The following is a 26601-nucleotide window of genomic DNA, read 5'->3' on the forward strand; positions in this document are numbered from 1 at the left end:
ACACATGTAAGAATTTTGCTATGCATTCGTAAAGGAGGAGACGATATGCGAACCAAATCTTATGTAGCTGGGCTAATTGCGTCAGTTGCGGGGCTAGCCATTATTTCTGGGGCTGCTTCAGCTGAGGAGCTGACTATTGCCACCGTAAATAACGCTGACATGATCATCATGCAGAAACTGTCGTCGGAATGGGAAAAGGAAACCGGCAACAAGCTTAACTGGGTCGTTCTCGAAGAAAACGTCCTGCGTCAGCGTGTTACGACTGACATCGCGACTAAGAGCGGTCAGTTCGATATCATGACCATCGGTGGTTACGAAGCGCCGATCTGGGGCAAGGCCGGATGGCTGCTCGAAGTCGATGACCTTGGTGACGATTACGACTATGACGATCTCATCAAGCCCGTCCGTGCAGGCCTGACGGTTGAGGATAAGCTCTATGCCGTCCCATTCTATGCAGAAAGCTCATTCACACTTTACCGCAAGGATCTGTTTGATGCTGCTGGCCTGAAAATGCCGGATGAGCCGACCTATGAGCAGATCAAGGAATTCGCCACCAAGCTCACTGATAAGTCCAAAGAGCAGTACGGTCTCTGCCTGCGCGGCAAGCCGGGCTGGGGCGAAAACATGGCCTATCTGGGCACGCTCGTAAACACATTTGGTGGTCGTTGGTTCGATGAGCAATGGAAGCCGCAGATCAACTCAGACGAATGGAAGAAGGCAATTAACTTCTACGTCGATCTGATGAAAGAAGCAGGCCCTCCTGGAATTACGTCGAATGGTTTCAATGAAAATCAGGCACTGTTCTCGACCGGTCATTGCGCGATGTGGATTGATGCGACATCTGCAGCCGGACGCATCTACGACAAGACACAGAGCCAGGTAGCCGACAAGGTGGCTTTCACCAAAGCGCCTGTTGAAGTGACGCCGAATGGCTCGGCATGGGCCTGGTCGTGGAACCTTGCGATTCCGGCATCGACCAGCAAGGCGGAAGCCGCAAAGTCATTCCTCAAATGGGCGACCTCCAAGAAATATGTGGAGCTGGTCGGTGAGAAGGAAGGCTGGGTCGCAGTTCCCCCAGGCACACGCCAATCAACGTACTCCAATGAGAACTACAAAAAGGCTGCGCCCTTCGCTGAAACTGTTCTCACAGCTATCGAGTCCGCTGATCCGACAAAGCCTACCAAGGACCCGGTTCCCTACACAGGCATCCAGTTCGTAGCGATCCCGGAATTTCAGGCAATCGGGACGATTGTAGGTCAGGCGATTTCTTCGGCTGTGGCTGGTCAGCAAAGTGTTGATGCGGCGCTTGACGGCGCACAGCGACAGGCTGAACAAATGATGACGCAGGCCGGCTATATCAAGTAGTCAGCACTTGCCGATATCTGCTGCCGATCTAAAAATGGGCAGCAGGTTTGGAGCATTTCCAGCAAAAGTGTAGACCATTTTTTGTGGGGAATAATGCGACGAACCAATCAGTTAGAGCAGTTCCGACGTTTTGACTTTAATCGGAACTGCTCCAATTTTCGCAGGCTCTTAGTGGAGTGAGGGTATCAGCGGAAAGGGAGGGGCATTCAATGCCATCTAGCAATGTTGCCGTCACCGGCACCAAACCTCGTTTTGCATCCAGGTCGCGCCGCAGTATCCGTACCGGCCCTCTGCTTGCGCCAGCAGTGATTGTGCTACTGTTATGGATGATCGTGCCACTGGCGATGACGCTGTGGTTTTCATTTCAGTATTACAATCTGATAAATCCCTTCGTGACGGGCTTTGCCGGTGTTTCAAACTATTCGTTTCTTCTTTCTGATCCAGGACTTTGGTCTGCAATTGCTAACACATTGATCCTGCTTGGGTCTGTCTTAGCCATATCCATTGTGATGGGTGTCTTGTTTGCAGTTATTTTCGATCAGGATTTCTTCGGCAAGAACATAGCGCGGCTTTTGGTCATTGCGCCATTTTTCGTCATGCCGACAGTGTCAGCACTGATCTGGAAGAACTTACTGATGCATCCGGTGAATGGCTTCTTCGCGTTTATTTCGCGTAGCTTTGGCCTGCCGGTGATCGACTGGTTTTCGCAGTTCCCAATGGCTTCAATCATCATGATTGTTTCATGGCAATGGGTGCCTTTTGCAACGCTTATTCTGATGACCGCAATGCAGTCGCTGGATCGCGAGCAAATGGAAGCTGCCCGCCTTGATGGGGCCAAAGGCCCGGCAATGTTTTACTACATCATCCTGCCGCATCTTTTACGACCGATCTCGGTTGTCATCATGATCGAGACGATCTTCCTTCTGTCGATTTTTGCAGAAATTCTTGTCACGACTTCAGGCGGTCCAGGTATTGCTACCACCACACTCACCTATTTCATCTATCTCAAAGCGCTCTTGCAGTGGGATATCGGCGGGGCATCGGCGGCTGGTGTAATTGCCATCGTTCTTGCCAATATCGTCGCCATTTTCCTCATCCGTACCGTCGCGCGTAATCTGGATAACTAGGAGGCTGAGATGGCTGCAAAACGTAAATTCAACAAAGCCACATTCTCTGCCGGTATCATCGGCTGGGTAGTGGCGCTCCTGATGTTCTTTCCCATCCTCTGGATGTTACTCGCAGCGTTCAAAACGGAAATTGACGCTGTGGCTCCGCCGAAGCTGTTCTTCTCGCCAACGCTTGAGAACTTCACAGCGGTCAATCAGCGGGCGGATTATTTTCGCTACGCGATGAATAGTGTCGTTGAAAGCTTGGGCGCAACGATCCTCTCGCTTGTCATCGCGGTGCCTGCAGCTTATGCAGCAGCGTTTTTTCCGGGCAAGCGCACCAAGGACCTGCTGCTTTGGATGCTTTCAACTAAAATGCTTCCAGCTGTGGGTGTTTTGGTGCCGATCTACCTGCTTGCTCGCGACAGCGGAATGCTCGATACGCGCACGGGCCTCATCATCATCTTCACATTGTCCAATCTGCCGATTGTCGTCTGGATGCTCTATTCCTTCTTCAAGGAAGTCCCCCATGAAATTCTAGAGGCCAGCCGCATGGATGGCGCGAAAGTGGGACAACAGATCCGTTATCTGTTGCTGCCACTTAGTTTGCCCGGAATTGCGTCAACGGCCCTTCTCTCGATCATTCTTTGCTGGAACGAAGCATTCTGGAGTCTCAATCTGACGGCATCCAAGGCAGGTCCGCTGACAGCATTCATCGCGTCCTTCTCATCGCCGGAAGGACTTTTCTGGGCAAAACTCTCGGCGGCTTCCACGCTCGCCATCGCGCCAATTCTTGTCTTTGGTTGGATCACCCAGCGTCAGCTGGTGCGCGGTCTTACTTTCGGCGCCGTGAAATAAAGGGAACCCTATGGCTACGCTTTCTTTCCATAATGCCACCAAATCCTACGGCAATGTCGATGTCATCAAAGGCGTTGATCTCAATATTGAGGATCGTGAGTTTGTTGTGTTTGTCGGCCCGTCAGGATCGGGTAAGTCCACGCTTCTGCGCATGATCGCCGGGCTTGAGGAAATAACCGGTGGTGATCTTATGATCGATGGTCAGCAATGCAATGATGTGCCGCCTGATGAACGCGGTTTGGCGATGGTATTCCAGACCTATGCGCTTTATCCGCATATGAATGTGCGCGACAATATGGGTTTTGCGCTTAAACTGGCAGGCGTTTCCAAGTCGGAGCGTGATCGCAAGGTCGAAGAGGTGGCGAAGACGCTCCAGCTCGATAAATTTTTGGATCGTAAGCCACGCCAGCTCTCTGGTGGTCAGCGCCAGCGTGTTGCCATTGGTCGTGCAATGGTACGCGAGCCGAAGATTTTTCTCTTTGATGAACCTCTGTCGAACCTTGATGCTGCGTTGCGTGTGCAGATGCGTATCGAGCTTGCTCGTCTGCACGATCGTCTGAATGCAACCATGATTTACGTGACGCATGATCAGGTAGAAGCGATGACGCTTGCTGATAAGATTGTTGTCCTGCGTGATGGTATGGTTGAGCAACTTGGCTCACCGCTTGAACTCTATCATCATCCTGTCAATCAGTTCGTTGCGGGGTTCATAGGCTCTCCAACAATGAACTTCATTGATGTTCAGGTGAAAGCACTCGATGCAGACGGCGTTACGGTCGTGCTTACGAACGGCAATAGTGTGACGGTGCCAGTCAAGAACGTTGGTGTCGATATCGGAGCACCTCTGGTTCTCGGTATACGTCCTGAACATCTTCATCCAGCCCCCGATGGCACTTTGGATGGTGAGATCATGGTCGTGGAACGTCTGGGTGGTGAAACGTACCTTTACGTCCAGAATTCTGCTGCGAAAGATCTGATTGTTTCTGAAGCAGGTGGCGGCAGCACCGCGCGCGCGCATGAAATCGCCAATCTTGGCTTTAACCCGGCTGACGCCCATCTTTTTAAATCTGATGGATTGGCGCTCGAGCGGCGTGAACGTCATCCGCTTCTGCTTTCCGAAAAGAAAACGCACCGTTGAGTGCAGAGAATAACTCTCCCGGAGACTTCCCATGAGCATGCCCACGAGACTGAAAGACAAAGTTGCCCTTATCACCGGTGCCGCACGCGGTATTGGTCTAGGCTTCGCTGAAGCCTATGCGCGCGAGGGTGCGAAAGTTATCATCGCCGACATCAATATTGAGCGTGCGGAAGAGGCGGCGCGTAGCCTGGGCGGCGCCGTGAAAGCGGTTAAACTCGATGTGACCAATCTTGCAGATATCGATAAAGTCGTGGCGGATATCGATAAGGAATATGGTAGCATCGACATTCTGGTCAACAATGCCGCAATCTTCGATATGGCACCTATCAATGCGATCACCGAAGACAGTTATGAACGTGTCCTCGGTATCAATCTCAAAGGTCCGCTTTTCATGATGAAAGCGGTATCCAATGTGATGATCGCGCGCGGGCGCGGCGGTAAAATCATCAATATGGCGAGCCAGGCTGGCCGTCGTGGCGAAGCATTGGTGACGCTCTATTGCCTCTCCAAAGCCGCGATTATTTCAGCAACCCAATCGGCAGCGCTCGCTCTGGTAAAGCACAATATTCAGGTCAATGCGATTGCGCCGGGCGTTGTTGATGGCGAGCATTGGGAAGTGGTCGATGCCAATTTTGCCAAATGGGAGGGACTCAAGCCCGGAGAGAAAAAAGCTGCGGTGGCGAAGTCGGTTCCGATTGGTCGCTTTGCGACGCCTGAAGATATTACAGGCATGGCCGTATTCCTTGCGTCGTCTGACAGCGATTATATCCTCGCCCAGACTTTTGGTGTCGACGGTGGCAACTGGATGGCTTGAGCCATCCATCAGAACACCGATCTGATCGAAACAGATCGGCGTTCTGATGATTTTCCAACGCGCATCTTTTCCGAACGCTCGTTCATAGCTTTCGGGATGCGCTCTAAGGTGCAGAAATGAAAGCCATATATTTTACCGGACATGGCATTGCGGAACTTGCCCAACTGCCCGACCCGGAACTAAAGCCCGGCCATGCCTTGATTGATGTAAAGGCGTCGGGTCTCTGCCACACTGATATAGACGTGCTGCATGGACGCTATGGTTCAAGCGCATTTCCACTTGTGCCGGGGCATGAATATGTGGGTGTTGTGCTTGCGGTTGCTGAAGATGTGACCAACGTAAAGCCAGGTGATCGCGTGGCGATTGATCCGAACATACCGTGTGGACACTGCCGCGCCTGCCAGAAAGGGCTAACCAATCTCTGCGCCGACCTTAAGGCCTACGGCGTTACCCATAATGGTGGCTTTGCGGACAAAAGTCTGATCAACGCACAGCACTTGCATCTTATTGGCGACCTGCCTTTCGATGTTGCCGCTCTGGCGGAGCCGCTGGCTTGTGTGCTTAACGGCCTTGGGGCAGCCGAACTGAAAACCGGCCCGCAAGGAGCTGAGACAGCACTGATATTTGGCGCCGGGCCGATAGGCTTGCTGCTTGCGCTTTCGCTCAAAGCGCAAGGTGTGGCGAAAGTTTCCGTTGCAGATATCAATGAGCACCGTCTGGCATTCACCGAGAGCCTTGGACTTGAACCGTTGGTTTCGGGCTCAGATGCACTTGAAGCGCGGAAAAGGAGTTTTGATTTCGTCGCCGATGCAACCGGCATTGCCAAGGTTGCGGAAGGTATGGTCGGCTTCACGGCAGATGGTGGCACTGTGCTGGTATTTGGCGTTTGTGCACCTGACGCACGTATTTCCGTAGCGCCGTTTGAGATATTCCGTCGCCAGATACGCATTGCGGGCTCGCATTCGCTTAATCGCAATATTCCGCAAGCGTTGGAAATTCTGCAAAAGGATAAAGGCCACATGGCCCGTCTGGTGTCACATCGCCTGTCTATTGAAGAAATGCTGCCGTTCTTTACAAAAAAAGGTGGCGATCCCGCCACAATGAAGGTGCAGTTCGTCCAGGCCTAAGCCAAGTGCATATGCTCGGCCGGTCAGGCTGTTTACGCCTGGCCGGCCGAACATATTAAGGTTTATCTTTGAGCAACAGGGCGCACTAACGGCGTTACACGCCTGATCGTTACGCGGCGGTTCTCCTGTTCCGCCGATTGCGTGCGAATTTTCAAAAACCGTTCGCCGTAGCCTTGCGTTACGAGGTTTTCTGCCGGGATATCGTAGACTTCCGTAAGCAGGCTTGCCACGGATTCTGCGCGCCGGTCCGAAAGTACAAGATTTGACCGATCCGAGCCGACGGCATCTGTATGCCCTTCAATGAAGAAGGTTTCACCCGGATCCTTGGCGAGCACTTTTTGCATTGCATTCGCCACTTTGCGCAAGGTTTTGGCCTGAGACAGGGAGACCTCTGCACTGCCGGTCGCAAAATGGATCGTGTCGAGATCGATACGGCGGACCTTGTCACGCAAGCGAGCGGAGTGGCGAACCTCATCAATTGTGTAGACGCGCTCGACACGCTCGACAGGCGGCAAGGCGAGGAAATCATAGAAGTCGCGTTCAGGGTCCGCTGCCACATCAATGATATAGTCATTGACAGGAATGGTCAGTCGCATCGGAGGCAGATCATATCCAACGTCGAAGATCGCAGCGCGCGGATTGTCATCATATTCTGGCGCATAGATCATCAGATATTCATTTCCATCGCGGTCGATACGTGAGCGCTGTAAAATATCGCCATAACGGTCATAAACAGTCACGATCTCATAGCCACCGGGGCGAACGATGGTTTCGCGCAGGCGGCCACGCGGCAACTCATCATAGTAAGTGCTTTCTGCGTCACGACGCAGGCGAGGGCGATCATCGCCACGAACAAAAATACGGTCACCTGTTTCCAGAATGACCCGGTTATCAACCTGTTCGACAACCTTCACGTTCGTCACATTGTTGACCGTGTTGTTGTTAATGACGGTATTATTTATAACCGTGTTGTTGACGATGTTGGTGGTGTCCGGAACCACGAAAGCTGGTGCATCCTTGATACGCGTGCCTTCTTCTTTGAGATTGGCCTCGATTTTTTGTGGCAGGGCGGCTTTCACCTCGGCAGGAATTTCAACCTGAGCCGCGGCATCATCCGTGGGCGGTGGTGCTTTTTGTTCGTCGGCAGCGCGTTGTTGTTCACGTTGTTTACGGCGCTCTTCTCGGGACTGATTGCCCCCGGAATTGTCGGCATCCTTGTCACTATCAAGAATGGCAGCTCCGTTTTCGACCGGTAGAACGACAGTTTCATCTGTGCTGGCGGGATCTTTCGCGATTTCCTGCTTCTGCTCGGTTGTTCGTTCGTCGACAATTTCAGCCTTGGGCTCTGGCGCCGGACTATTTGCAGGCTGCTGCGCTTCTTGCTCAGGTTGTGGCTGTGGCTGCTGCTGATCCGGCTGTTCTGCTGGAACGGGTTCAACATCCTGAGGCTTTTCATCGGGAGCGGGTGATTGTGGTTCAAGTTGCTCGGGCTGGGCCTGAGGGGCAGCTGGCTCTTCCGGCTGCTTTATCGGTTCCTGATCAACCGGGGCCGCAGGGGCCTCTTCAGGCTGAGCGGGCTCTGATTGCTGATCCGGATTTTCCTTTGGCTTGGACTGCTCCGCAGCCTCATTGGCTTGCCTTTTGGCTTCGTCCTCGATTGCCTTTTGCTGCTCGGCACTTTTCTGCTGTTCGGCTGCATCACGCTGTGCCTGCTCGGACGCACGCTTTTGTTCTTCCGCCTGCCGATCAGCTTCTTCCTGAGCCGCTTTCTGCTGCTGTTCTGCTACGCGTCTGGCTTCCTCTTCAGCTGCTTTCTGTTGCTCAGCAGCCTGTCGCGCAGCGTCTTCGGCTTCTTTTTGACGTGCTTCTTCTTCGATTGCATTCTGCTGATCGACTTTGCGTTGTTGTTCTGCGGCCTCGCGCTCCGCCTGTTCAGCCGCACGTTGCTGCTCGGCGGCCTGACGGTCGGCTTCTTCCTGTGCCGCACGCTGCTGTTCTTCGGCTATCCGACGGTTTTCCTCTTTGGCTGCGCGCTGTTGTTCTGCAGCTTGGCGGCGGGATTCCTCTGCTTCCCGTTCCATTTCTTCCGCCTGTTGTTGGCGGAGCGATTGATCGTCGGAAGGCTGTTCACCGCTATCCTGCGCGAGGATGATTGGCGCTCCAGACGTTTCTGCTTTAACCGGCTGCATCATGATGGTTGCTGAAAATGCCGGCAAAACAACGGTTGCTAAAAGCTTGGAACGAATACTCATTATCCCTCTCCTTAGGAAGGCGGAAACTGCACGCCCTATTTCATCAAATCCTGATCAAACACGACGTTTGATGCCGCCATCATTATTTGCTGATTTAGAGCAAAGTCAGGCGACATCACGAATTCGTTAGCTAAAAGTTTATGAACCTTTGCTGAACATGAGTGTGCTCATATGTTTTGAAATACATTAATCATAAAATTATGAAATACCGATTAGTTTGGAACAAAGCACTCGGTTGGACGGTTTTAATGGCAATCAACATGAGGCGGGAGGTTTGATTGGGGGGAAGGAAAAGTGGACGCCAAATCGGTTTTTTTAACCGTCACTTTGATTATTCTCGTCAATGGCGGCATGCTGAGCGCAATCAATCGTGACTTTCCGGTCGCGTTGCGACCTGCTGCCATGAGTTGGATGTGGGCAACGCTGTTCGTTGCACTGGGATGTGCCACCTTTGCGGTTGGCAAAATCGTGCCGCCCAGCGTTACGGTGACAGTGGCGAACGCCTGTCTTTTTGCAGGCGTATGCCTGTACTATACGGCAATCAGGCAGTTTCATAATCTGAAAGACACCCTGTTTCCTTGGGTTCTTTTCATTCTGGCGATGATGCCTTTTACGTATTTTGTGATTTTCTCGCCAAACACACTGGCGCGTATCGTGATTGTTTCCATTGTCTGGATATGGTTGATGGCCGCGAGCATTCGCATCCTTGCCAGCCGTCGTTACAGAGATGGATCGCGCAGTCGTGTGATGCTGCTTTCACTGTACATAGCTGCTTTAAGTGCTACCGCAGCACGGGCACTTTTTTACCTGGGCGTGAGCCCCAGTGTAGCGTTAGATATTACAAATAATTCCAACTGGATGAACTCGGTCACACCACTGTTTCTTGCAATTCTCCCTATTATTGGAACTACCACTTTTATACTCATGTGCACGGATCAAGTACGGCGTCGTTGGGAGCGTGCTGCCTCTAACGATTATCTGACAGGGCTCCCCAATCGCAGAACATTGAATGAAGTTGGTAGCGAAAGATTTAAAACTACCAGCGATCGAGAAACTCACCACGCGGTGGCAGTTCTTGATATCGATAATTTCAAGCTGATCAACGACAGTCATGGTCACGATGTTGGTGACAAGGTACTTAAACATGTCGCTTTTCAACTGCAGGATTCGATGGAACAGGGGGATTTTGTTGCACGCTCTGGCGGGGAAGAGTTTGTGATTATCTTCGGTGAGGCCAACAGCGAATTGGCCACAACTGCCACGGAGGCGATCCGAAAAAAAATTGAACGCGATGTCTTCGCCATTGGAGATGTAAAAATAAAAGTGACTGTATCGATTGGTGTGGCTAAGCAGAAGAATACATCATCGACATTCGATAGTATTTTGCGCAAAGCTGATATGGCGCTTTATGAAGCGAAATCGCAGGGCAAAAACTGCGTTGAAACAGCTTCTTCCTAGTTTTCGTGAAGATGTTCACGCCAGAATTTGTGTAACTGAACGCGTTGCCGAAATCATCATGGGGACAAATTGCCTTATCAGCGTGTCTTCATTGTAGCGCAGGTTCGAAGCTGCAAGGACTGCAGCTGCAGTTGTGTGTCCATCGGGTAAATAAATGGGCGCAGCCAATGCAATATCATTGGTGTAAACCTGCTCTTCTGCGATAGCAAATCCGCGTTGGCGTGTTTCGTAAATGCGTCGCCAGATTTTTTCCGGATCAAAAACCGTTTTGGGCGTATAGGCTCGTAAGTCGCTGCGCGCCAGAATATCGTGGATTTGGGCGTCATCAAGACCAGCCAGAAAGACCAATCCCGCCGCTGAGCAATATGCCGGTAGCCTGCTACCAACAATGACGTCATTATCAAGCGTGTTTGATGACAGATAACGTGCAAGATAAATGATATCCGTATCGTCGAGCAAGGTGAGAGAAATCGTTTCTCCGGTGCTGCGATTGAGATGAAGCAGATAGGGGTGAGCTCTCTGCACGAGTAGGCTCGAGCGTGTGTATCGGTAGGCCATATTCAAAGACTTGGCCGCCAGCTCATATGTTTTGCTGCCTGGCACTTTCTGTAAGTAGCCGAGATTGAGCAATGTATGTGCAAAACGCTGGGCTGCTGAACGGTCGATGCCAGCTCGTTGGGCCAATTGCGTCAAAGTCTGGCGAGAATGAAGAGGGTCGAAAGTTTCAAGAACACGAAAAGCTTTTTCAACCGCTCTGACCATCATAGGGTCATCATGTTCTTCATCGCTTTTTGCCATTTCAAGCCTATCCTCTGCCTTTGACATGGCATTCCCGATACCATTCATCTAGTCAATAATTATTATTTGTTCTCAGATAGCTAAAGAATTTTCCATTTGCCCAAAGATCGAAAGCCGACAATTCTGCAATGGAAAGGAAAAAGTGCCGAGTCCCGGCACCTTTCCAGATTTTTTAGAAGCGAATGCCTTCAGGCAGAGCTGACGTATCCATGCCTGCATCTTTGAAACCTTCAAGGAGCAGTGGAACAATAGTCTGGTTTGCGCGGTTTTCGTCGGCCCATTTCTGGAGGAACTCCTGAACGCGGCCATCTTCATCCTTACGTGTAGCAGCTGAAACAGGGATGCCGTGTACTGGTTCTGGGACAGTGTAGCTTGAGAAGACACCACGGGCGCTTTCAAAGGTCTTTATACAGATCGGCAGCTCCTGAAGCATGTAATCAGCGCGGCCAGATTGTACGGCCATGATGGCTTCGCTCATTTCTTTGAGGCTCATGATTTTAGCATCTGGCATATCCTGCTTGATGAACGCAGTCTGTGCAGCACCCGTCACCATAGCGAAGGTAACATTGGGGGAGTTATACTCTGCCCATGTCGCCTTAGGTTCTTTGCCCTTGGCGCCAATAACGCAATCCGACATCTGCCAGACGGGTCCCGCCATGGCCAAAGCCTTTTTGCGCTCTTCAGTTGCGGTCATGCCTGGGAAAATATCAAGACGACCGGACTGCAGGTCGAGAACAATGCTCTGCCATGTCACTTCACGCCATTTCAGCTTGAGTTCTTTACCCATGGCTTTGCCGAGATCCGCTGCCATCTTCCGGCAGACCCGCGGGCCGTAGCCAGCATATTCAAGTTCACCTCCCACGTGAAACGATGTCGGTGGATAATTTCTCACGCCGCCGCACACAACTTCACCGGTACGTTCGATCTTGTCCCATACCGATTCAGCCATTGCTGGCGCACTCATTGTGATACTCGCACAAGCCAAAAGCGCAGCTGCAACCATCTTCATCATATCTTATTCCCTTCAAGTGCCCTTCTCTGGAGAGCTTTAAATTGCCCGGCTACACCTTGTCTTTTTCTAATTATCTACGACAAGCGAAAAATCGTTATGGGGTACTAAGTCAGGAATTAAAATTGTAATTTTCCATATTATTAACAAATAAGATCTCATATCAATTAAAAATAATCGCAATACGATTAAAATGAAATAATTTGAGTGAAAAAGCTTTTCTTCGACTTCGAATCAAGCTAGCTGCGGAAAAAAGGCCACCTGATCCGGATTCAGCACGGCCGCAAAAATGGGAGTACATTCGGATGTACCAATTTGACTGGTCCGTAATTCAGGACGGACAATTGTGGCTTAATGCTATTGGTGTGACGGTGGCTTATGCCTTTGTTACGTCAGTGGCTGGTCTTCTCATCGGTGTCGTATTAGGTCTCGCCCTGGTATCGCGCATCCCTGTTCTGACCTGGATCATCAATGCCTACATACATCTTTTCCGCTGCACGCCACTGCTCGTGCAGATTGTATGGTTCTTCTATGCACTGCCAATGCTCACTGGATATACATTGCCAGATTGGTTTGCCGCCGGGTTGGGCCTGACGCTCTATATGGGCGCTTTCGCAGCAGAAATTTTCCGGGCCGGTGTGATCTCTATCGATCGCGGCCAATGGGAAGCATCAACCGTATTGGGCTTCTCCTATTATACAAAGATGCGCCACATCATTCTGCCCCAGGCAACGCGACGCATGATCCCGCCAATTGTCAGTCAGACAATTCTCCAGCTGAAGAACACATCGCTTCTTTCGGTAGTCGCAGTGCCTGATCTTATGTATGCGGCCGGCAGTCTGACTATGGAGACTTACAGGCCGCTTGAGGTCTACACCTTTGCAGCATTGCTTTATCTGGCGATCCTCACTCCCGTGACGCTGATTGCGAACCGTTTCGAAATCAAACATTGAGGATCGTGCGATGATCAAAGTCAAAAGCCTGCGCAAAACATTTGGTACGCATGAAGTCCTCAAAGGGATTGATTTGTCGGTTGATCGTGGGGACGTGGCCGTTCTTATCGGACCTTCGGGCTGCGGGAAATCTACATTGCTTCGTTGTCTCGATTTGCTCGAGCAGCCAACAGAAGGTCTCATTGAGATTGCGGGCAAGAGTCTGGACTTTCACCCAAAGAGCAAGTTCTCAGAGCGGGTAAAAGCAGATTTTCGCGCTAAAACGGGTATGGTTTTTCAAGGGTTTCATCTTTTCCCCCACATGACTGTTCTGCAGAATGTCATGTCGGGACCACTGCTTAACAAGCTGAAGACGAAGCCTCAGGCGCAAGAGCTGGCCATGAAACTCCTTCAGCGAGTTGGGTTGGCAGATAAAATCAGCCTTTACCCACATCAGATTTCCGGCGGACAGGCGCAGCGAGTGGCTATTGCACGTGCATTAGCCCTGGAACCTGAAGTCATGTTGTTTGACGAACCAACATCGGCGCTCGATCCAGAGCTTGTTGGTGAGGTGCTTGACGTGATGCAGGGATTGGCTGCGGACGGAACAACAATGATCGTCGTCACACATGAAATGAGCTTTGCGCGCAACGTTGCTTCAAAAGTCATCTTCATGGAAGGCGGGCATGTTGTCGAGACTGGAGCACCGCAAGAGGTGTTGCGTCAACCTAAAACCGAACGCCTGAAGAGCTTCCTTTCCAAGGTCGAGCATTAGAGCGCGTTTCGATCTGATTGAATCAGATCGGCGCTCTAACCTTATATTTCTAACGCGCATCTTGCCCGAAAACCGGTTCACACTTTTCGGGGTGCGCTTTGATCAAAATACCAGACAGAAGCGGATAGTCGACAATGAAGCATTATGATCTGCAGGGAATGTATCCCGCAATTCCGACGCCATTGACCGAAGATGGACAGCTCGATGTTGCAAAGCTGGAAGCCGTTATTGAGGCTAATCTGGCTGGTGGCGCAAAGGGTCTTGCGCCCGTCGGAGGCACAGGTGAATTCACAGCTCTTTCCGCCAATGTGCGGATCGAAGTTGTCCGGGAAACTGTCCGCATTGTGAATGGTCGCGTTCCGGTTGTTGCCGGTGTTGTTTCACCCGGCTGGGCGGAAGCTGTAGATCATGGCAAGGCGTTTAAAGAAGCAGGTGCGGATGCTCTGCTACTCGTAACTCCGTTTTACGTCATTCCGAGCCAGCAGGGCGTCATCGACTATTTCCGCGCGTATCGGAAGACCGTCGATTTGCCACTGGTCTATTATGATGTGCCAGCGCGGACCAGTTTTGTAACTGCGGTCGATACGCTGAAAGCTCTCGGAGAAGACGGTACGATCATCGGTGCAAAGATTTGCAACACCGATGCCTATTACTTCAATCGGTTGTCTGCCGCCATTGGTGATCGCATTGCGCTGTTGTCCGGCGATGACATGATGTACGCCATTCACATCATGCATGGTGCCAAGGGCGGGATTCTTGCCAGCGCGCCTATGCTGCCTGCCTACTGGACACAGATCCACGATACGCTTGCAGACGGAAATTATGCGGATGGGATCGCTCTGCACCGCAAGCTCCTCCCAACATTCGCAGCTCTGTTTAATGAAGTTAACCCCGGCCCGCTAAAAGCCATGATGGCTCAGTTGGGGCTGCCAGTGGGGCCTGTTTCTTTGCCTTTGAAGGCACCGAATGACACAACCCAGGCGCTCATACTCAAAGCTATTGACGGTCTGCGCGCCGAAGGGATCGTATAGACTATGGCAGGCGGGGCGGGATTTCTGGACTTTGCAGAAGCGCGGGAACAAGCAAAAGCCTTTCTCCCCCGCGCTTTGTTTGAATATATTGATCGAGGAACGGAAGCTGAAACAGCCCTCGTGGCACTTCATGACGGCTTCGCTACGCGCCGCGTTGTTCCAAACGTTCTGCGTCCGGTCTCCGCCCCGGATCTGTCGGCTCAATATCTTGGGAGCACGCATAGCTGTCCGTTTGTGATTGCTCCTACAGCTCTGGCCGGCATGATCCGCTACGACGGTGAAGTTCTCATGGCGCGTGCGGCAAAAGCAGCCGGGCTGCCTTTTGTCGTCGCAACGCAGTCATCGACCAGTATCGAGCAGATTGCCGCGGGTGCGCCCAACAGTGATTTATGGTTCCAGCTCTATGTTTGGCGTGATCGGTCCGAAACCTGGAAACTGCTTGAACGTGCAAAAGCATGTGGAGTTGATACTCTGGTGTTGACCGTCGATACACCAGCATCACCCAAGAAAGTCCACAACCGGCGCAACGGTTTTGGAGTGCCACTACAGTTTTCAGCGACGCTGGCAGTGGATCTGATGCTTCATCCGCATTGGACACTTGGCGTCATGGGGCGATATCTGTTGCGGCAGGGTTTTCCTTCCTATGCGCACTATCCGGGTGATGTTGCCAAAGCTGTAACAGATTCCATCCGCGATCCGCGTTTCGCTCTCGACACAGTGCTTGATCGAGACTTCGTCAAGGAGCTTCGCCAACGATGGCCGCACAAACTTCTGGTTAAAGGGGTTTTGTCTGCAACTGACGCAATCGAGATATTCGATCTGGGTTGTGATGGCGTTGTGGTGTCGGCGCATGGGGGCCGCAATCTCGATAGTGCTGTTTTGCCAATAGATGTGCTGCCAAGGATACGGGATGCTGTTGGGACCCACAAAACGCTTCTGGCAGATAGTGGCGTAAGGCGCGGTTCAGATGCAGCAAAGCTGCTGGCCGCGGGGGCTGATGGCGTGTTTCTCGGGCGCGCACCACTCTATGGCCTGGGAGCAGGGGGAGCCGATGGCGTCGTGGATATGATTGAGCAGTTAAGGGACGAACTCCGCTTGTTTCTCGGCTTTGCAGGTGCCCAGAATGTCGCTGCGCTCCGTCAATCCGAATGGATCGGCTGATCGTCACTTTTTCGAAAATACGCTGTTTGAATTCATAGGTAATAAAATGTTGTCCAAGTCCAGCTCCAATGAAGCTTTCCTGAACGACCTTCGTCAGGCAGTTGGTAGCCAATACGTACTGACGGATGGTCACGAAAAAGAGCCTTTCCTGACAGACTGGCGTGGCTATAAAACCGGACAGGCAATTGCGGTTGTTCTACCCGCAACGACTGAACAGGTTGCGACGGTCATGCGGATAGCGAACGAGCACAGCAGCATGGTCGTTCCACAAGGTGGCAACACAGGATTGTGTCAGGGCGCAGTGCCCCTCGGGCGGGAGCGTACCATTGTTTTGGGTCTGCGCCGACTGGATGCGGTGCGCGAAATCGACAAAGCGTCGAATGTAATTGTGGTTGAAGCCGGATTAACGCTGACTGCGGCTCATGACGCCGCAGCCACGGTCGATCGTCGCATTCCGTTGCATCTTGGCAGCGAAGGCAGCGCACAGATCGGTGGCCTTGCATCGACCAATGCCGGGGGAACCAGCGCTCTTCGCTATGGTCCCATTCGTGAGCTGCTTTGTGGCATCGAAGTTGTCCTGCCGGACGGTCGCATATTGAGCGATTTGAAAGCATTACGTAAAAACAACACGGGTTATGACTTAAAGAACCTTTTTATTGGTGCCGAAGGCACGTTGGGAATTATCACAGCGGCGGCTTTGCGTTTGCAGCCCATGCTACGGTCATCTGGGCATGCCTGGATTGCTTTACCAAATCTGGATACTGCGGTGACCATCCTGATGGGTTTGCAGGATCGCTTTGACACTGCAGTACAAGCTGCTGAGTTGTTGTCCGGTAATCAGGTTGATCTGGTTATGCAACATATTCCGCGCTCTCGGCATCCGCTTGAAAGCCGTCCAGAATGGTCATTGCTGGTCGAACTTGGTAGTACAGATGCTTCGGCAGAACTTCATGTGGCTCTTGAAGAATGGCTGGCAGAGCAATTTGAGGCAGGATTGGTTGAAGACGCCTTCATTGCTCAAAGCGAAGCGCATGCTGCTGATATCTGGCATTTGAGGCATTCAGTATCAGAAGCCAACAAACTTCACGGGCATAGTTTGTCGCATGATATTGCCGTGCGTCCAGCCCTCGTACCAAAGATGATCGAACGTGCTACGGACGCAGTTCATGCAATTTATCCCGAAGCAACGATCCTGATTGTGTCTCATATCGGAGATGGAAATATCCACTTCATCGCGCATTTCACCCATGATGAATGGGCCGGATTTGCTGACCCCGCAGAAGTAACATCCGATGTTATGAAACACGTTCATGACGTTGTTGACGAACTTGGCGGTACGTTTTCTGCGGAGCACGGTATTGGACGCAAATTGGTCACAGAACTTGCTACGCGTTCGGACCCGGTTCGTATGGAGCTGATGCGATCATTTCGTCGTGTGTTGGATCCGAGCGGCCGAATGAATCCGGGCAGTGTCTTCGCAGAATAATGCGGATGCCGCGAGAGGTGTGAATGGTTTCGAAGGCGCGCCTTTAGCGTGAGAGCCTGTTTTCATCATCAATCAAGGTGAGGCGGGAAGGGGACGATGAACCCCACCGCCATAGAACGAGATTGAGATCATCCTGGCTGGCGCCCTTTGCAAAACTACGAACCAGCAAGCCGCTGTAACCATCTGCGATCAAACGTCTTGCAAAAATCTGCGTTGCGGCTTCGCCTTTCAATCGCATTTGCTCCCGCCAGCCATCATGCCCAAGCATTGCAGCGTCCAGTCCCATTGCCTTTAATGCAATATCATCCCTGCAATCGAATATGGTTTCGATCTCCGCATCATAAGATACGATTGTCGTTGGTTGCAGGTTACCGGCCTGGTTTGCTTCGCGAAGTGCCGTCATGATGCTCAGAGACGCGTAAATCGCGGGAACGCCTTTGGGATTGAAGCGTCCGCCATAAATCTCGGCCCCCCGCCCGGAAAGAGGTTCCCGGGCAAAGACGGGATTCAAAGCACGATAAAGTTTATCTCGATAGCTGATTGACACGGTTAGGCATAAACCCCGGCGTCGATCGCATCAATATAATCGAGCACTGCGCTGGCTCGGCCATTGAGCACCAGTTGCATTGCAGTCTGACCCGAAAAGCCAGCCAGCGGTTCTGAACGATACCAGGCATAAGCCATAAGAGCTGAGCCAAAACGCGGTTCGACCTTGTTCAAAATCTCGACCATCTCGCGTAGCCGCTTTTGCGTTTTGTCAGATTGCACGCGATCCTTGCGCTGTACTGCGTCACGTCCCAATCCTGCGGAACGGGCGACTTCATCGCTCGTTGTACGCAGCGCATCAGCGATTTTCCGCGGTGCGAACAGACCGTTATCTGAATATTGTGTGAGACCCATGATATTGCCTTCATATCCGTGAAGCCATTAATTATGACGTAATATATCGTCATTCTAAGTGGCATTCAAGGGGCGCAGATCCTAATTTAGCTCGCGATCAATATCGCGTCTCAAAACGATTGCGGTTGTGAGATCTTCCACAATGTCATGTCCTGCTATCAAGTCACGTACCCTGTTAAGACCGTCGATTGAACCGGTCTCCAGTTCGACGATCAGATCAAGCTGCCCGCTGACCGATGATACGCGACGCACCTCCGGGTGACGTGCCAATATATCCAGCAGATCATGTGCTGGGGTCCGCCGCAGATTGATCAAAAACGCCGCACGAATAACATTTGCGTCGATTTCGCCGATATCCGCACGGTATCCTCTTATGACTCCGCTGCGCTCAAGATTTGTGACGCGTTCACTCGTGGCACTACGCGACAACCCAATACGCCCCGCCAGCGTTTTCAGCGCAATACGCGCCTCTTTCGACAGGATTGCCAGTATTTCACGATCTTTCGCATCAAGTTCGCGCATCTTTACCCTATTCACATGGCCGGACATATGTCGGTCTATTCCGACAAAGTGCCGGTTATCCCGACAGGATACTTGATGCCCGAAAATCCTTTGCATGCCAAGCTGCGGGTAAGAAATGTAACCTGGAAAAATACTGACTATGACCGATCTCTCCCATCCCGCTCCCCAGTTTTCAGCCATTGATGCCGAAAGGCTTGCCAAGGAAGTTTTTGGCGTAAGCGCAAGCGCATCTGAGCTTGATAGTGAGCGCGATTGTAATTTCCGCCTGAAAACTGGAACGGAATCCGACTGGATTCTAAAGATCGTCAACGCCAGCGAGCCGAAAGTCGAGAGCGAATTCCAGACGGCTCTGCTGCATCACCTGTCCAATGCGAAATCCGAATTGGCGGTACCGCATCTCAAACCAAGTCTTGCGGGTGATGTACTTGCTTCAACCGTTGCTGGCGGTGGAGAAAAACATGCACTGCGCCTGGTTGGCTGGCTACCGGGAACACCGCTTGCACAGGTTACCAGAACATTTGACTTGATGCGTAATCTCGGCCGTTCATTGGGCGAGCTTGATCATGCTTTACAAGGCTTCATTCATCCGGGCGCGCTCCGCGATCTGGATTGGGATCTCCGTTATGCAGGCCGAGCGCGTACACGCCTGCATTTCATAGGCGATGCTGGCAAAAGAGCATTGCTTGATCGTTTCATCACTCGCTTTGAAACCCTTGTTGAGCCCAAACTTGCGGGTTTGCGCGCGCAGGTCATTCATAATGATGCGAATGACTGGAATGTTCTGGTCGACAACACAGACCATGAAAAGATTGCAGGCCTTATCGACTTTGGTGATGCCGTTCACACTGTGCTGATCGCGGAAGTGGCTATAGCCTGTGCGTATTCGGCGCTGGACACGGACGATCCAATTGGTGCCGCCGCGGCACTCGCATCGGGTTTTCATGAAAAATACCCGCTCAAGGCAGAAGAAATAGATCTTCTGTTCGACCTGGTTGCCATGCGGCTTGTGACAAGCGTTACGATTTCTGCCTCGCGTCGCGAAAAGACGGACGATAATCCCTATCTTGCCATTAGCGAAGCGCCAGCGTGGCGTCTCTTGGAGAAGATGGATGCAATGAACCCACGCTTTGCGACAGCCATTTTGCGCAAAGCTTGCGGGTTTGATGCCATAGATGGCGCAGGCGCTATCCGCAAATGGATATCTGACAATGCCAGGACATTTGCTCCAATTGTGCGTCCCGCGCCGGCGACCATGACCAAAGCGATTGTCCCTTATGGCGACGCATCCCATTTTATGACAGTCGCATCCGCTGAACAGCGCGCAACAGACGCCACGCAATGGTGGGACGACTTCTGTGCCCGGAATAACGTTGATCTTGGCATTGGTTCCTGGGGCGAGAAGCGAACTGTCTATACCGATAAGGCTTTTGAATCGCGCTTCATTGATGGACAGCGCCGCATCCATCACCTCGGTGTGGATTTGTTCATGCCAGCCGGTACCCCGCTTTACACACCACTGGCGGCAACCGTCATAAGCGTTGAAATCGAACACGAACCGCTTGGATATGGCGGTCTGGTCAAGCTGGAACACCGCCCTGAAGGCTGTCCGCCATTCGTGACGCTTTGGGGGCATATGGCGCATGAGGCACTGGAACGTCTGAAGCCTGGTCAGGAGCTGCAGGCTGGTGATCTCGTCGGTCATATGGGCGGTATTCATGAGAATGGCGGATGGACGCCGCATCTGCATTTCGAAATGACGGCAGACGTCAATCTCACAGCAACCGAGATTCTGGGTGTGGGCGAAGCCGCATATCTGGACGTGTGGGCGGATTTATTCCCGGATGTGGCTGAACTGGCAGGTATTCCACCAGAAACCTTCCATCAGGATGGTCGCACACGGGCGGAAATTATCGAAAAACGCAAAGAAATCCTGCTGCCCAACCTGTCTATTTCCTATTCCGAACCGATAAAATTTGTACGCGGAGAAGGCACCTGGCTTATCGACAATTACGGACGGGCGTATCTCGATTGTTTTAACAATGTTTGTCACATCGGCCACGCTCATCCCGAGGTGGTTGAAGCCATCGCACGGCAAGCAGCATTGTTGAACACCAACACACGCTATCTGCACGATAATATCGTTGAATATGCCGACCGGCTTACCGCGACATTACCAGAAGGCCTAACCGTTGCATCATTTGCTTGCTCAGGCAGCGAGGCAAATAGCCTGGCGTTGCGAATGGCTCGCAATCACACCGGTCGCGATGAAGCGATCGTGCTTGACTGGGCTTATCATGGGACAACGCAGGAACTCATCGATCTCAGCCCTTATAAGTATAAGCGCAAAGGTGGCAAGGGTCGCCCTGCGCATGTCTTTGAAGGCATCATCCCTGACAGCTATCATGCTCCGGAAGATTGGCCTGTTGAAGAGCACGCCAAGCGCTTTGCCAGCAATATTGCCGAGCATATCGACACGATGCGCAGTCAGGGTCGCGCACCTGCATATTTCCTGGCTGAATCCATTCCGAGTGTTGCTGGCCAGGTATTTCTGCCGGAAGGCTATCTCAAAGAAGTCTACGCTATGGTTCGTGCGGCGGGCGGCATATGTATCGCCGATGAAGTGCAGGTCGGCTTTGGTCGCGTAGGCAGCCACTGGTGGGCATTCGAATTGCAGGATGTTGTCCCTGACATCGTCACCATGGGCAAACCCATTGGTAACGGTCATCCAATGTCTGCGGTTGTCACAACGCGGGAAGTGGCAGACAGCTTTAACAATGGCATGGAATATTTCAATACCTTCGGCGGCAATCCGGTTTCCTGTGCCGCAGGCCTCGCAGTGCTCAATGTGATCGAAAGAGATGGCCTGCGTAAGAATGCGCTTGATGTCGGTAACTACCTTATTGCTGGCTTTCGCGAAATGCAGACGCGTTTTGACATTATCGGTGATGTTCGGGGTGAAGGTTTATTCCTGGGGATCGAACTGGTTACAGATCGTAAGACGAAAGCACCCGCAACTGCTCTGGCAAAACGTATCAATGATGGCGCAAGACAACGCGGTATTCTGATGGGTACAGAAGGGCCACATGATAATGTACTGAAGATGCGTCCATCGATGGTTTTCAGTCGCGAGAATGCCGATCATCTGCTCAGCGTCCTGAACGATAGCTTTGTGGCTGCTTTGCGGTAAGAACAACCGAAAGGCTTGATCTAAAGGCCGTATTCTCGCTGGGCAATCCGGACGAGGATACGGCCTTTTTTTTTCGCTTACTCACTTTCATCGTTCACTCAGGAAGTGACTTGAGCTCCGATAATCGTCGTCAAAGCGTTCATACGAGACGCCGACAATATGCCGGTAGATTCCGGCAATGTGTCGGGCGCGCAGACATATTGCAGGATGCTTGCGAACTGAGCCTGTGCCAAGCTTCTAAATGAAGGTTAGTGGCAAACCATAACCCTAAAACAAAAAGACAAATCCAGAGGAAACGGAAAGTCATGAGTTCCAAATTGAAGAGCCTCATTGCAATCGCAGCTGTTGCGATTGCTGCAAGTTTTTCGAACGTGCCAGCGCAAGCTGACGAGCTGGAAAAGCTCAAAGAAACGGGTGAGATGCGCATTGCGATGAGCGGTCAGTATCCACCGTTCAGCTTCACAAACGAGAAAAACGAAGTGGTTGGTTTTGACGCATCGATTGGCGCCGAAATTGCGGACCGCATGGGCATGAAGCCAAAGATCGTTACCACGCCGTTCGATGGTATTATTGCGGGTCTTCTCGCAAAGAAATATGATGCAGTTGTTGCATCCATGACGATCACACCAGAGCGTGAAAAGGCCGTAGACTTTGTCGGCCCTTACTACCACGCAGGCCGTACAATCGTTGTAAAAGACAGCTCATCCATTCAGAAACTAGAAGAACTGAACGGCAAGACCGTTGGTGTCACGATGGGTGACGCGCATGAAAAATGGGCAAAAGCGCAGGGCGATTTGACGGTTCGCACCTACAAGGGCTTGCCAGAAATGCTGATCGATCTGGAAGCAGGTCGTATTGATGCGCTTGTCATGGATAGCATCCCGGTCATGATTGCTGTGAAGGAAACAGGCCAGAAGGTTCGTATTCTGGATACACCAAATATCGAAGGTGGTCGCGTTGCCCTCGGTATTGCAATCCGTAAAAACAATCCGGAACTGAAAGCTGCAATGCAGAAGACCCTCGACGATATGCTCGCTGATGGTGGTTACGAAAAGATCTCGATGCAGTGGATCGGTAGCGACATTCGCTAATCGAGTTTAAATCCGGCCCGGTTTTTCCGGGCCGGTTCATATGACTTTCCGGAGTATCTTTATGGATCTTGCGTTAATGCAGCGCGTCCTCCCATTCTTCCTGGAGGCTGCATGGGTCACTGTGCAGATTTCTGTGCTTGCTCTTCTGCTGGGATTCGTCGTTGCAGGCCTGTTGGTGATCGGTCGCCTCTCAAACATTGCGATCTTGCGTTTTTTGTCTGGGGCATATGTCAGCGTATTTCGTGGTACACCCTGTCTGGTGCAATTGTTCGTCCTGTACTTCGGTGGCCCCCAGATAGGCTTGGAACTGGAACCGTATTCAGCAGGCGTCATCGGTCTGGGGTTGAACATCGGCGCTTACATGGCTGAGTCCATTCGTGGTGCGATTGCCAGTGTGGACCGCGGACAAACGGAGGCCGCTCGCTCAATAGGTTTCGATCGTGAAAGAACGTTACGTTTGATCATTCTGCCGCAAGCTGCGCGTCTCATGATCCGGCCACTGGGTGTCAATGCCGTTGCACTCGTCAAAGGGTCGGCACTGGTTTCAACAATTTCGGTCGTGGAACTGACTTATACAGCGCAGCGCTTTATCAGCTCTACATACAAGCCCTTCGAGATTTTTGCAGTCGCTGCTGTGCTTTACATGATCATTGTTTATGTCGTCGTCATGATTGTCGATCTGCTCGACAAGCGCTTTGCGCCGCGTTGAGGGAGGACAGATTATGCCAACACTCGATTTCAGTATCGTTGTTCCTTATTACGACCTCCTGTTGGTTGGACTTTGGTGGACCTTTGTTTTAGCCGTTGCATCCAGTGTTCTCAGCTTTGCCTTCGGTATTCTGTTCGCTCTGATTGTGCTTTACGCGCCATCCATACTTGCATATCCGGTGCGCTTCTTCATGTGGCTTTTCATGGGAACGCCCTTGTTGTTGCAGCTCTACCTCATCTATTACGGGCTTGTGCAAATCGGTATCGATATACCGGCACTTTTTGCGGGCATTATAGGTCTGAGCCTGCATTTCGCGGTCTACAATGCGGATGTCATTCGTGCGGGTATTGTTTCTGTCGATCCCGGACAGACAGAAGGTGCACGATCCATCGGTTTAAGCCGGGGACAGGCGCTACGTTATGTGATCGTACCACAGGCAATCCGGAGCACTATTCCTCCCATCGGAAACAACATGATTGTCTTGCTCAAGGACACGTCGCTTGTCTCGATTATCGGGATTGCCGAGCTGGTCAATAGCGCGCAGATCGCTATCAGCGAAACCTATAGTCCTTTTGAATTTTATCTTACTGCAGCTGCACTCTACTATCTGGTGAACCTCGTTATGGAGGCAGGGCTGCGACATATTGAAAGAAAAGTGGAGGTCACGCGATGAGCACGCTGAAGCCAATGGTTGAAGTTAAAGGTGCCCGCAAAGCCTATGGCGCACTGGAGGTTCTAAAAGGCATCGATCTTTCTGTATCCCGCGGACAGATCATTGCAATCATAGGTCCCAGCGGCTCAGGAAAGAGTACGCTTCTGCGCTCGATCAACCATCTTGAGACCCTGAATGGCGGCGAAGTCTGGCTTGACGGTATGCAAGTCAATCAGCCGCTCAAAGGGCAGGCCTTTGAAAAGCATATAAACTCCGTGCGTCAGCAAATGGGTATGGTGTTCCAGCATTTTAATCTGTTTCCACATTTGACTGTTCTTGAGAACATTACGCTCGGTCCGATTAAATTGAAGAACATGAGTAAGCCGCAAGCGCGTGAGCTGGCACTGGAGCTGCTTGCCAAAGTTGGATTGGCTAATAAGGCGGATGTCTATCCGTCGCGTCTGTCGGGTGGGCAAAAACAGCGTGTTGCTATTGCGCGCGCGTTGGCCATGCAGCCCAAGGTGATGCTGTTTGATGAAGCAACATCGGCACTTGACCCGGAACTGGTTGATGAGGTCAATCTCGTCATGAAACAGCTTGCTGCAGAGCACATGACAATGCTGATCGTCACGCACGAAATGCGTTTTGCTGGTGAAGTTGCAGACAAGATCCTGTTTATGGATGGTGGGGTGGTCGTTGAAGAGGGTGCCCCCGATGAACTCCTGCGTAATCCTCAGCAGGAGCGAACGCGTACATTCCTGAAAAACTATCTGGCAGGCTAAATCTTTAACTCCACCAGACACCGTGAGATAATCAGGCTCCGAAGTGCGGATCAAAAACCGGCGCTTCGGGGCTTATTGCTTTATGACGGTCTCATTTGTTGCGATGCAACACGGTTGCATTGCGAGCTTGCTCTGATTTTATTCTGCGTGCTGCAGTATGACAGAGGGTCGCGGTTATTTTGATCAGCTCGCTGCAAGGGTGAAAACTGCATGAAACCAGAAAACTGAAGGCCGACCGAGGTGCAACCCGGCCGGCCTTCATACTCGTTCTATTTGTCTATTTAAGCTGCAAGTGCCTCGTCAGCTGTCGTTGGCACTTCAGAAATGGTCTTAAGAACCTGAGAGGCGATCTGGTAAGGGCAGCCCTGTGAGTTAGGGCGGCGATCTTCCAGATAGCCTTTATAACCATTCTGCACAAATGAATGTGGTACACGGATCGACGCTCCGCGATCAGCAATACCATAGGAGAACTTGTTCCAAGGTGCCGTTTCGTGCTTGCCGGTCAGGCGCATATGGTTGTCAGGACCATAGACGTCGATATGATCCTGCAAGTTTTTGTCAAACTGAGCCATCAGAGCTTCGAAATAGGCTTTTCCGCCCACTTCGCGCATGAATTTGGTCGAGAAGTTGCAATGCATTCCCGAGCCATTCCAGTCGGTGTCGCCGAGCGGTTTGCAGTGGAACTCGATATCGATAGAATACTGTTCGCAAAGACGCAGAAGGAGGTAACGGGCGATCCAGATCTGGTCTGCAGCGCTCCTTGAGCCTTTACCGAAAACCTGGAATTCCCACTGGCCCTTGGCCACTTCAGCATTAATGCCTTCGTGATTGATCCCTGCAGCAAGGCAGAGGTCAAGATGCTCTTCTACAATCTTGCGCGCGATCGAGCCGACGTTTTTGTAGCCGACGCCGGTATAATAAGGGCCCTGTGGTGCTGGGAAGCCTTGTTCCGGGAAACCAAGTGGGCGACCGTTTTCGTAGAAGAAATATTCCTGCTCAAAACCGAACCATGCGTCTTCATCTTCAAGAACAGTCGCACGGCTGTTCGACGGATGAGGCGTCACGCCATCAGGCATCATGACTTCGCACATAACAAGCGCGCCGTTAGTGCGCGCCGGATCAGGATAAATTGCAACAGGCTTCAATACGCAATCCGAGCTGCGGCCTTCCGCCTGCATCGTGGAAGAACCATCAAAGCCCCAGTTAGGAAGCTGATCAAGGGTTGGAAATGTTTCGAATTCCTTGATCTGGGTTTTACCACGCAGGTTCGGGGTAGGGGTGTAGCCGTCCAACCAGATATATTCGAGCTTATATTTTGTCATCGCCTAGTCTCTTTTGTTCTGCGTATTAAACCAATTCCCAACATTGCGGCCTATTTGTCGTAGGCCCGGCAATGCGTTTGATTTAATAGAAGCAAGTGTCATGCCAGATGGAGAAAACGCGAGATA

Annotated in this window: 24 protein-coding genes; 17 read left to right on the forward strand and 7 right to left on the reverse strand. The window is 51.7% G+C overall.

Annotated elements, in window-relative coordinates:
* The first annotated feature begins 45 nt into the window (after window positions 1-45).
* From C9380_RS22800 to C9380_RS22825, 6 genes are all read left to right on the forward strand, one after another.
* Window positions 46-1365: an ABC transporter substrate-binding protein gene (locus C9380_RS22800; protein ID WP_024896999.1), complete on the forward strand. Its 1320-nt coding sequence runs from the start codon at window positions 46-48 to the stop codon at window positions 1363-1365.
* 209 nt (window positions 1366-1574) lie between these two features.
* Window positions 1575-2492: a carbohydrate ABC transporter permease gene (locus C9380_RS22805; RefSeq protein ID WP_100557869.1), complete on the forward strand. Its 918-nt coding sequence runs from the start codon at window positions 1575-1577 to the stop codon at window positions 2490-2492.
* Window positions 2493-2501: 9 nt separating this feature from the next.
* The gene (locus C9380_RS22810) at window positions 2502-3329 is read left to right on the forward strand and encodes a carbohydrate ABC transporter permease (protein WP_024899082.1); all 828 of its coding nucleotides are present in this window, start codon (window positions 2502-2504) and stop codon (window positions 3327-3329) included.
* 10 nt (window positions 3330-3339) lie between these two features.
* Window positions 3340-4467, forward strand: coding sequence for an ABC transporter ATP-binding protein (locus tag C9380_RS22815; protein ID WP_128094781.1), 1128 nt, complete (start codon window positions 3340-3342; stop codon window positions 4465-4467).
* A gap of 37 nt (window positions 4468-4504) precedes the next feature.
* Entirely contained in the window at window positions 4505-5281 is a 777-nt protein-coding gene (locus C9380_RS22820) for an L-iditol 2-dehydrogenase (protein WP_128094851.1), read from the forward strand.
* A gap of 116 nt (window positions 5282-5397) precedes the next feature.
* The gene (locus tag C9380_RS22825) at window positions 5398-6408 is read left to right on the forward strand and encodes a zinc-dependent alcohol dehydrogenase family protein (protein ID WP_128094782.1); all 1011 of its coding nucleotides are present in this window, start codon (window positions 5398-5400) and stop codon (window positions 6406-6408) included.
* A 62-nt stretch (window positions 6409-6470) separates the two neighbouring features.
* Here the strand turns inward: C9380_RS22825 and C9380_RS22830 are convergent, their stop codons facing one another.
* The gene (locus C9380_RS22830; protein ID WP_128094783.1) at window positions 6471-8660 is read right to left on the reverse strand and encodes an OmpA family protein; all 2190 of its coding nucleotides are present in this window, start codon (window positions 8658-8660) and stop codon (window positions 6471-6473) included.
* Between the two features lie 294 nt (window positions 8661-8954).
* Between C9380_RS22830 and C9380_RS22835 the strand changes: the two genes are divergently transcribed.
* Window positions 8955-10118 carry a GGDEF domain-containing protein gene (locus tag C9380_RS22835; RefSeq protein WP_128094784.1) on the forward strand — a complete coding sequence of 388 codons (1164 nt, stop codon included), beginning with the start codon at window positions 8955-8957 and terminating at the stop codon, window positions 10116-10118.
* 15 nt (window positions 10119-10133) lie between these two features.
* Here the strand turns inward: C9380_RS22835 and C9380_RS22840 are convergent, their stop codons facing one another.
* Window positions 10134-10916 (reverse strand): IclR family transcriptional regulator, encoded by a 783-nt coding sequence (locus C9380_RS22840; RefSeq protein ID WP_036567869.1) that lies wholly within the window; start codon window positions 10914-10916, stop codon window positions 10134-10136.
* A 172-nt stretch (window positions 10917-11088) separates the two neighbouring features.
* Complete coding sequence (locus C9380_RS22845) at window positions 11089-11928, reverse strand: transporter substrate-binding domain-containing protein (RefSeq protein ID WP_024899117.1); 840 nt, start codon at window positions 11926-11928, stop codon at window positions 11089-11091.
* 302 nt (window positions 11929-12230) lie between these two features.
* Here C9380_RS22845 and C9380_RS22850 point away from each other — a divergent pair, with 302 nt between their 5' ends.
* From C9380_RS22850 to C9380_RS22870, 5 genes are all read left to right on the forward strand, one after another.
* On the forward strand, window positions 12231-12878 hold the full coding sequence (locus C9380_RS22850) for an amino acid ABC transporter permease (RefSeq protein ID WP_105535084.1): 648 nt from the start codon (window positions 12231-12233) through the stop codon (window positions 12876-12878).
* Between the two features lie 10 nt (window positions 12879-12888).
* The gene (locus C9380_RS22855; protein ID WP_128094785.1) at window positions 12889-13632 is read left to right on the forward strand and encodes an amino acid ABC transporter ATP-binding protein; all 744 of its coding nucleotides are present in this window, start codon (window positions 12889-12891) and stop codon (window positions 13630-13632) included.
* A 134-nt stretch (window positions 13633-13766) separates the two neighbouring features.
* Window positions 13767-14663, forward strand: coding sequence for a dihydrodipicolinate synthase family protein (locus C9380_RS22860; protein ID WP_024899120.1), 897 nt, complete (start codon window positions 13767-13769; stop codon window positions 14661-14663).
* A 3-nt stretch (window positions 14664-14666) separates the two neighbouring features.
* Window positions 14667-15824, forward strand: a complete 1158-nt coding sequence (locus C9380_RS22865) for an alpha-hydroxy acid oxidase (protein ID WP_128094786.1) — start codon at window positions 14667-14669, stop codon at window positions 15822-15824.
* Complete coding sequence (locus tag C9380_RS22870) at window positions 15787-17310, forward strand: FAD-binding oxidoreductase (RefSeq protein WP_247877628.1); 1524 nt, start codon at window positions 15787-15789, stop codon at window positions 17308-17310. The genes C9380_RS22865 and C9380_RS22870 overlap by 38 nt, the downstream gene beginning before the upstream one ends.
* Before the next feature lie 43 nt (window positions 17311-17353).
* On the opposite strand, the gene C9380_RS22875 is transcribed toward C9380_RS22870, so the two are convergent.
* The 3 genes from C9380_RS22875 to C9380_RS22885 all read right to left on the reverse strand — a co-directional run bounded on the left by C9380_RS22875 (window position 17354) and on the right by C9380_RS22885 (window position 18732).
* Window positions 17354-17851, reverse strand: coding sequence for an RES family NAD+ phosphorylase (locus C9380_RS22875; protein ID WP_128094853.1), 498 nt, complete (start codon window positions 17849-17851; stop codon window positions 17354-17356).
* 8 nt (window positions 17852-17859) lie between these two features.
* Complete coding sequence (locus tag C9380_RS22880) at window positions 17860-18210, reverse strand: MbcA/ParS/Xre antitoxin family protein (RefSeq protein WP_024899124.1); 351 nt, start codon at window positions 18208-18210, stop codon at window positions 17860-17862.
* 81 nt (window positions 18211-18291) lie between these two features.
* Entirely contained in the window at window positions 18292-18732 is a 441-nt protein-coding gene (locus tag C9380_RS22885; protein WP_128094787.1) for an Lrp/AsnC family transcriptional regulator, read from the reverse strand.
* A 139-nt stretch (window positions 18733-18871) separates the two neighbouring features.
* Here C9380_RS22885 and C9380_RS22890 point away from each other — a divergent pair, with 139 nt between their 5' ends.
* From C9380_RS22890 to C9380_RS22910, 5 genes are all read left to right on the forward strand, one after another.
* On the forward strand, window positions 18872-21919 hold the full coding sequence (locus C9380_RS22890) for an aminotransferase class III-fold pyridoxal phosphate-dependent enzyme (protein ID WP_128094788.1): 3048 nt from the start codon (window positions 18872-18874) through the stop codon (window positions 21917-21919).
* A gap of 305 nt (window positions 21920-22224) precedes the next feature.
* Window positions 22225-23010 (forward strand): ABC transporter substrate-binding protein, encoded by a 786-nt coding sequence (locus C9380_RS22895; protein ID WP_024899128.1) that lies wholly within the window; start codon window positions 22225-22227, stop codon window positions 23008-23010.
* A 61-nt stretch (window positions 23011-23071) separates the two neighbouring features.
* A complete protein-coding gene (locus C9380_RS22900; protein WP_024899129.1) occupies window positions 23072-23719 on the forward strand; it encodes an amino acid ABC transporter permease in 648 nt (215 codons plus the stop codon).
* A 13-nt stretch (window positions 23720-23732) separates the two neighbouring features.
* The gene (locus tag C9380_RS22905; RefSeq protein WP_105535090.1) at window positions 23733-24392 is read left to right on the forward strand and encodes an amino acid ABC transporter permease; all 660 of its coding nucleotides are present in this window, start codon (window positions 23733-23735) and stop codon (window positions 24390-24392) included.
* Window positions 24389-25153, forward strand: coding sequence for an amino acid ABC transporter ATP-binding protein (locus tag C9380_RS22910; protein ID WP_105535091.1), 765 nt, complete (start codon window positions 24389-24391; stop codon window positions 25151-25153). The genes C9380_RS22905 and C9380_RS22910 overlap by 4 nt, the downstream gene beginning before the upstream one ends.
* A 281-nt stretch (window positions 25154-25434) precedes the next feature.
* Here C9380_RS22910 and C9380_RS22915 read toward each other — a convergent pair whose 3' ends face one another.
* Entirely contained in the window at window positions 25435-26475 is a 1041-nt protein-coding gene (locus C9380_RS22915; protein ID WP_105535092.1) for a glutamine synthetase beta-grasp domain-containing protein, read from the reverse strand.
* Window positions 26476-26601 lie beyond the last annotated feature (126 nt).

The organism is Brucella pituitosa (assembly GCF_003049685.1).
GTDB classification, from domain to species: domain Bacteria; phylum Pseudomonadota; class Alphaproteobacteria; order Rhizobiales; family Rhizobiaceae; genus Brucella; species Brucella pituitosa.